General features: G+C 36.5%; 5 protein-coding genes and 1 other annotated feature. Of the genes, 4 read left to right on the top strand and 1 reads right to left on the bottom strand.

Annotated elements, in window-relative coordinates; translation table 11 throughout:
* The first annotated feature begins 452 nt into the window (after window positions 1-452).
* The 4 genes from croR to BCR23_RS09635 all read left to right on the top strand — a co-directional run bounded on the left by croR (window position 453) and on the right by BCR23_RS09635 (window position 5,509).
* Window positions 453-1,142 carry a response regulator transcription factor CroR gene (croR, locus tag BCR23_RS09650; protein WP_069635282.1) on the top strand — a complete coding sequence of 230 codons (690 nt, stop codon included), beginning with the start codon at window positions 453-455 and terminating at the stop codon, window positions 1,140-1,142.
* A complete protein-coding gene (croS, locus tag BCR23_RS09645; protein ID WP_069635281.1) occupies window positions 1,132-2,283 on the top strand; it encodes a sensor histidine kinase CroS in 1,152 nt (383 codons plus the stop codon). Before croR ends, croS begins: the two co-directional genes overlap by 11 nt.
* Window positions 2,284-2,321: 38 nt before the next feature.
* Window positions 2,322-2,534, top strand: a binding site (T-box leader).
* Between the two features lie 99 nt (window positions 2,535-2,633).
* The gene (serS, locus tag BCR23_RS09640) at window positions 2,634-3,905 is read left to right on the top strand and encodes a serine--tRNA ligase (protein ID WP_069635280.1); all 1,272 of its coding nucleotides are present in this window, start codon (window positions 2,634-2,636) and stop codon (window positions 3,903-3,905) included.
* A gap of 110 nt (window positions 3,906-4,015) precedes the next feature.
* The gene (locus BCR23_RS09635) at window positions 4,016-5,509 is read left to right on the top strand and encodes a polysaccharide deacetylase family protein (protein ID WP_069635279.1); all 1,494 of its coding nucleotides are present in this window, start codon (window positions 4,016-4,018) and stop codon (window positions 5,507-5,509) included.
* A 48-nt stretch (window positions 5,510-5,557) separates the two neighbouring features.
* On the opposite strand, the gene guaB is transcribed toward BCR23_RS09635, so the two are convergent.
* Entirely contained in the window at window positions 5,558-7,042 is a 1,485-nt protein-coding gene (guaB, locus tag BCR23_RS09630; RefSeq protein ID WP_069635278.1) for an IMP dehydrogenase, read from the bottom strand.
* Window positions 7,043-7,091 lie beyond the last annotated feature (49 nt).

Raw genomic sequence — 7,091 nt, 5'->3', positions numbered from 1 at the left:
TTTTTTCAAAAGTTTCAAAGTTTTTTTCTGCTTGATGTTATCGATTGTTTCGCGACAACTTCATTAGTTTATCAGGTTGTTTGTTATTTGTCAACAACTTTCTTCCTGATTTTTCAAGTTTTTTTAAAACTCGAAATGTTATTCTATTTTTGTCGTTTGGTGATTTTCATCAGTGCCTTGCGACAAGATATAATATACCAAGTTTCTGCGCTTTGGTCAACTAAAATTTGCACTTTTTTTAAACTTTTTTTCGTTACCGATTGTTTTATTACTTTTGTTCTTTATTGTTCGTTTTTGGGACGAAAAACTGGTTTTTTAAGCTCATTTCTTAATTTTTGGTAATATATTCTAAGTTTCCCGTAACTTCGCTCTGTTTTTGTCAATTTTTCCGAATATTTGTTAGAATAGAAAAGAAGAATTCTACTATATAATGTATGGAGGAAATATATGATATGAAAATTTTAGTCGCTGATGATGATAAAGAGATCGTGGAACTACTGAGTATTTATATTCACAACGAAGGCTATGAGGTAGTCAAAGCTTATGATGGGAAGGAAGCTTTATCTAAGATTCGCACAATTTCAGATATTGATTTACTCATCTTAGATATTATGATGCCTATTATGGATGGGATGCAAGTCGTTAAAGAGTTGAGAAAGGAATCTCAAATCCCAATCATTATGCTTACCGCTAAAACTACAGATATGGATAAAATTAAAGGATTAGTCGCTGGAGCTGATGATTATGTTACTAAACCTTTCAATCCTTTGGAAGTCATGGCTCGTGTTAAGTCTATTTTAAGACGCAGTCAAATGCAACTTAAGGCAGATGAACCTGACATACTAGAAATTGGATCGTTGATCGTTAACAAGGACTCACATGAAGTCAAAACTGTTGATGGAAAAGAAATCCAATTAACAGCTTTAGAATTCGGTATCTTATATCTCCTGGCCAGTCATCCAAATCGTGTTTTCAGTGCGGATGAAATTTTTGAACGTGTCTGGCAACAAGAAAGTATTGTTTCCGCAAAGACGGTTATGGTTCACGTAAGTCACTTAAGAGATAAAATTGAAGAAGCAACTGGTGGAGAAAAAGTCATTCAAACAGTTTGGGGAGTTGGATATAAAATCGATGCTCGTTAGACAAAAGAAAATAGAGAAGCAAAAACGGATTACCTTAACATCAAAAGAAATCAGTGAATTACTTGCTGAAGGAATCGTTACAATTATCCTGTTGCTTCTATTAAATGTCTCAATTACGGTTCTTCTTAGTGGCAGTCAAACATTGCAAGGACTTATATGGGCAACTAAGGGTGCTTTTGCTAAAGAACTGAATACTGATTTATTTTGGAGTTGGGGGAAATTCATCATCCCTGTCTTTTTTGTAGTCGATGTTGGCGTATTGTACTGGCGTCTCATTCGACGTTATCGCCAAATGCAACTACGTCACATTATTAGTGAACTACATTATATCGCTGATGGGAATTATGATCACCGCATTCCTTTTGAATTAAGTGGTGACTTAGCAAAAGTTGTTACTAGCATTAATGGTTTGGTTGATAGCACCGTAGCCGCAATTGAGGATGAACGCAAAATTGAGAAATCAAAAGATGAACTAATTACAAACGTTAGTCACGATATTAGAACACCTTTAACTTCTATTATAGGGTATTTAGGTTTAATTGAAGATCGCCAGTTTCATAATGAAGAAGACTTACTAAAGTATACGCATACTGCTTATGTGAAAGCGAAGCAAATGAAGCTTTTAGTAGATGACCTCTTTGAATACACAAAAGTTAGACAACCATCCGTTCCTATTAATACAATCAACTTTGATATGGCTCAACTAGTTGAACAACTTGCCGCAGATTTTGAACTAGAGGCTGATAAAAATAATATGAAGATTCAAGTAAACGCCAATCCTGCGTCAATAAAAATGTACGGAGATACGGAAAAATTAGTGCGGGTCTTCAATAACTTATTATCAAATGCACTGAAATACGGAAAAGGCGGTAAAAATATTGTCATCGATGTTGAAAAAGTAGGTACAGAAGCAGTCATTGCCGTGAGAAATGATGGTTCTCCTATTCCGAAGAAATCTCTGGATCAATTATTTGATCGTTTCTATCGTGTAGAAGAATCGCGATCTCAAGAAACGGGAGGGACTGGTTTAGGTTTAGCTATTGCACAAAGTATTATAGCTTTGCACGGTGGATATATCTACGCAACTTCCGATAACCATTGGACCTCTTTCATTATCCATTTGCCATTAGAACGAAATTAACTGCTTGAGGTTGACATTCAAATAAAAGTTTTGTATCCTAATGACAAGCAAAGAGAAAAAGTATTTATAGTTCTGAATCAAAGAGAGTTTGCGGTGGTGAAAGCAAATATTCTACTATAAAGAAGTCCGTCTCTTTTAGATGCGTTTGACGAAATAAGTCGAACCGGCAGCAACCGTTATCTGCATTTACAAGGGCAGCATTATGCTGAACTTGGGTGGTACCGCGAAATTCAAGTCATTTCGTCCCAAGAATTTTTTTCTGGGGATGGAGTGGCTTTTTATTTTACTACAATGCTACCTAGCGTCAAGGTTGAAAGAGTTCTTTCAGCTTAAAATAAGGAGGAGTAATTATGTTAGATGTAAAAATGATTCGTCAAAACTTTAATGAAGTTCAAGCAAAATTGAAAACCCGTGGTGTTAAAGAAGAAATACTAGTGGAGTTTTTACGCTTAGATGAAAACCGACGCAACCTATTGGTAAAATCAGAAGAACTGAAAAAGTATCGCAATGATGTTTCTGCGGAAATTGCACAATTGAAACGTAACAAAGAGGATGCATCAGCCAAAATCAACGAAATGAAAGAAGTTGGCGGTAACATCAAAGCCTTAGATACTGAAATCGAAGATATCGATGCAAAACTTCAAGAAATTTCTACAACATTACCGAACTTGCCTCATGACTCTGTACCTGTAGGAGCAGATGAAGATGATAACGTTGAAGTACGTCGTTGGAGTAAACCTAGAAACTTTGCTTTTGAACCAAAACCTCATTGGGATGTTGCAGAAAGTCTAGATATTCTTGATTTTGAACGAGGAGCGAAAGTTTCAGGAAGTCGTTTTGTTTACTATAAAGGTCTGGGCGCCCGACTAGAACGTGCATTATACAATTTCATGCTAGATATGCACGTCTATGATCATGGATATACTGAAATGATGACACCATATATTGTAAACAGCAATTCTATGTTTGGTACAGGACAATTTCCTAAATTTAAAGAAGATGTTTTCCAATTAGAGGGTACAGATCTGACATTGATCCCTACAGCTGAAGTCCCTTTAACAAACTACTATAATAATGAAATCTTAGATGGCAAAGATTTACCCATCTATTTCACTGCCCTTAGCCCATCTTTCCGTTCTGAAGCTGGAAGTGCTGGTCGCGACACACGAGGTTTGATTCGTCTGCACCAATTTAATAAAGTTGAAATGGTAAAATTCAGTGATGCAGAGCATTCTTATGAAGAATTAGAAAAAATGACAGCTAATGCGGAAGATATTTTACAAAAATTGAATCTACCTTATCGTGTAATGTCACTTGCTACAGGCGATATGGGCTTCTCTGCTGCTAAAACATATGACTTAGAAGTCTGGATTCCAGCGCAAAATGCTTACCGTGAAATCAGTTCTTGTTCAAACTGTGAAGACTTCCAAGCCCGTCGTGCTATGATTCGCTACCGTGATGAAAATGACAAAGTTCAATATGCTCACACTTTAAATGGCTCTGGTTTAGCGGTTGGCCGTACTGTCGCTGCCATTTTAGAAAATTATCAAAATGAAGATGGCTCAGTAACAATTCCTGAGGTTTTGGTACCTTATATGGGTAATTTGAAATTAATTAAATAAATAGAAAGAAACACTAATTTATCCATAGGACTGTTGAAAGTATGAAACATGCATGATACATTGAGATTACTGAAAACAACCAAATTTATAAATTAGAGGGATTGAACGTTATGGATAGAAAAAAACAGCCACGTGGTACTCGAAATAGTCGGCGCGAAAGAAATAAGCAGACTTTCCCAAAAAAGGTAGCCCTTATATCAGTTCTTGGTGTCTCCTTTATCTTAATCTGCGGTGGCGTATACGCAACAAAAATCATGCAACCTAAACCAAAAGAAGTAAGTAAAGTTAAAGATGACAGTCTTTATAAACAAAAGGAAGCCTTGCTGTTAGAAAAGATTCGAGAAGCTAAAAAACAAGAAGAACTCCAAAGTACGGAACAAGAAAAAACAGAAGGCAGCATCCAGACATTAATTTATGAACCTGTTACTACTGACACTATCCCTCAATTACCAACAATAAAAACTGAACTAACTATTTTAATAGAAGAAGCTAAAAAAAATCTACCTAAAGAAACGGCCGCCAAAATCGTTGGATATGTAAAAAAAATCAAAACCAATGAACAAGTGATAGGCTATCAAACAACTGTTGATACTTATACTTGGGATTCAAAAAAAGAAGATTGGTCTGAAAAAACTGTTTTAGGTAAAAATGTTGCATATGTTAACCAAAAAACAAAACAACCACTGACGCTACAGGATATTTTTATAAGCGAAGCTAATCTCTTAGCTATTTATCAAGTCCTTCAGCAGAAATTACTTGATGAAAGTCCAGATGGTAATAGTGTCATCGATGGCGTTCTCAATATGCCAAAGATTTCACTAGATGGGACTGCTTTTACATACTATCCCGATAAAATCAGTTTAGAATTACCAGAAAATCCAACTGGCAAAAAAGAAATCACGTTGCCATATAAAGAAATTGCCAACTACATCAACCCAGAGTTTGTTGATCCAGATGCTATCAAAGATGCAGTGTCAGCACCTCTAGATCCAGATAAAAAGTATATTTCACTGACTTTTGATGACGGACCAAATCCTGAGACAACACCAAGACTGTTGGATATTCTAAAAGAAAAAGACGTCAAAGCGACATTCTTTATGTTAGGTCAAAATGTCGTGAAAAACGAAGAGCTTGTAAAACGGGTTGCAGAAGAAGGACATGAAGTAGCTAGTCATTCCTATTCACATCCTCAATTAACAGGAGTCGATGAACAAATAGTGAAAGATGAGGTCCAACAAACAGACAAAGCCATCTACCACGCTATCGGTAAAATTCCAACTGATTTTAGGCCACCTTATGGTGCTGTAAACACAGAAGTGGCAAAAATTATCAATAAACCGATCATCCAGTGGTCTGTAGATTCTCAAGATTGGGAAAGCCATAATGCTGAAGCAATCATTAAACGGATTCATGATACTGCCTACCACGACACAATCATTTTGATGCATGATATCCATCCAGAAACCGTAGATGCTGTAGCAACTGTGATCGACCACCTACGTGGAGAAGGCTATGAGATTTTACCTTCTAAAAAATTATTAGGAAACAAAGCCAAACCACTTCATATGTACTATGGTTCTAAAGATGAACGCCTTGTGCAATAACTAAAAAAACTCCTATGCCAGTAATTGGACATAGGAGTTTTTTTATGGTTATTGTTCTACAGAATAATTAGGTGCTTCTTTTGTAATTTGCACATCATGAGGATGAGATTCTTTCAAACCATTCCCACTCATTTGAATAAATTGTGCTTCTTCACGCAATTGTTTTAAGTTTGCTGCGCCAACATATCCCATACCTGATTTCAAACCGCCAATCATTTGGAAAACAATATCTGATACGCTCCCTTTATAGGCAACACGTCCTTCAATACCTTCAGGAACTAATTTATTGGCTTCATTAACACCGCCTTGGAAGTAACGATCACTTGATCCTTTTTCCATTGCCCCTAATGAGCCCATACCACGATACGTTTTAAAACGACGACCTTGATAAATTTCAAATTCACCAGGTGATTCATCTGTCCCTGCTAACATACTACCTAACATAACTGCATGTCCGCCAGCTGCCAACGCTTTTACGATATCTCCAGAATACTTGATTCCGCCATCTGCGATGATTGCTTTACCATATTCACGTGCAATAGAAGCTGCATCATAAATCGCTGTTAATTGAGGTACACCAACACCCGCAACGACACGTGTTGTACAGATTGAACCAGGTCCGATTCCGACTTTCACTACATCTACCCCTACATCATAAAGAGCTTTTGCACCTTCAGCAGTTGCAATATTTCCAGCAATAAGTGTGGCTTCTGGGAATGTATCACGAATTTCTTTGATTTTACGAATAACCCCAGCACTATGACCATGAGCTGTATCAATAATGATCGCATCTACTCCTGCTTCTAGTAACGCTTCTGCACGTTCAAATGTATCACTTGTAACACCAACCGCTGCAGCAACTAACAAACGGCCATGTTCATCTTTAGCTGCATTTGGAAACTCAATTACTTTTTCAATATCTTTGATTGTAATCAGACCACTTAAGCGGTTGTTTTCATCAACGATCGGCAATTTTTCGATTTTATGTTTTTGTAAAATCTTTTCAGCATCTTTTAGAGAAGTGCCAACTGGGGCAGTTACTAAGTTGTCTTTCGTCATTACTTCTTCTATTTTCATTTGATAGTCTGTGACAAAACGCATGTCTCGGTTTGTAATGATCCCAACTAATTTACGATTGTCCATTGTTTCTACGATAGGCACACCACTAATACGATATTTACTCATCAGATTTTCAGCATCTGCGACTAAATTCGTAGGTGTTAAGAAAAATGGATCAATAATTACGCCACTTTCAGAACGTTTTACTTTACGGACCTCATCTGCTTGTTGAGGAATACTCATGTTTTTATGAATAACACCTAAACCACCTTGACGAGCCATTGAAATTGCCATTTTGCTATCCGTTACAGTATCCATACTTGCACTGATTAGAGGAATATTCAATTTAATATTTTTTGCCAATTGCACACTCATATCCACTTCATTTGGCAGCACGTGACTTTCTGCAGGAATCAATAAAACATCATCAAATGTAAGACCTTTTTTCGCGAATTTTGTTTCCCAGTTAGACATTTTCCTGACCACTCCTCTATTTAATTTTATATAAGAAAATAACAGATAA

The organism is Enterococcus quebecensis (genome assembly GCF_001730365.1).
GTDB classification, from domain to species: domain Bacteria; phylum Bacillota; class Bacilli; order Lactobacillales; family Enterococcaceae; genus Enterococcus_L; species Enterococcus_L quebecensis.
This window is presented reverse-complemented; position numbering and strand designations above follow the sequence as displayed.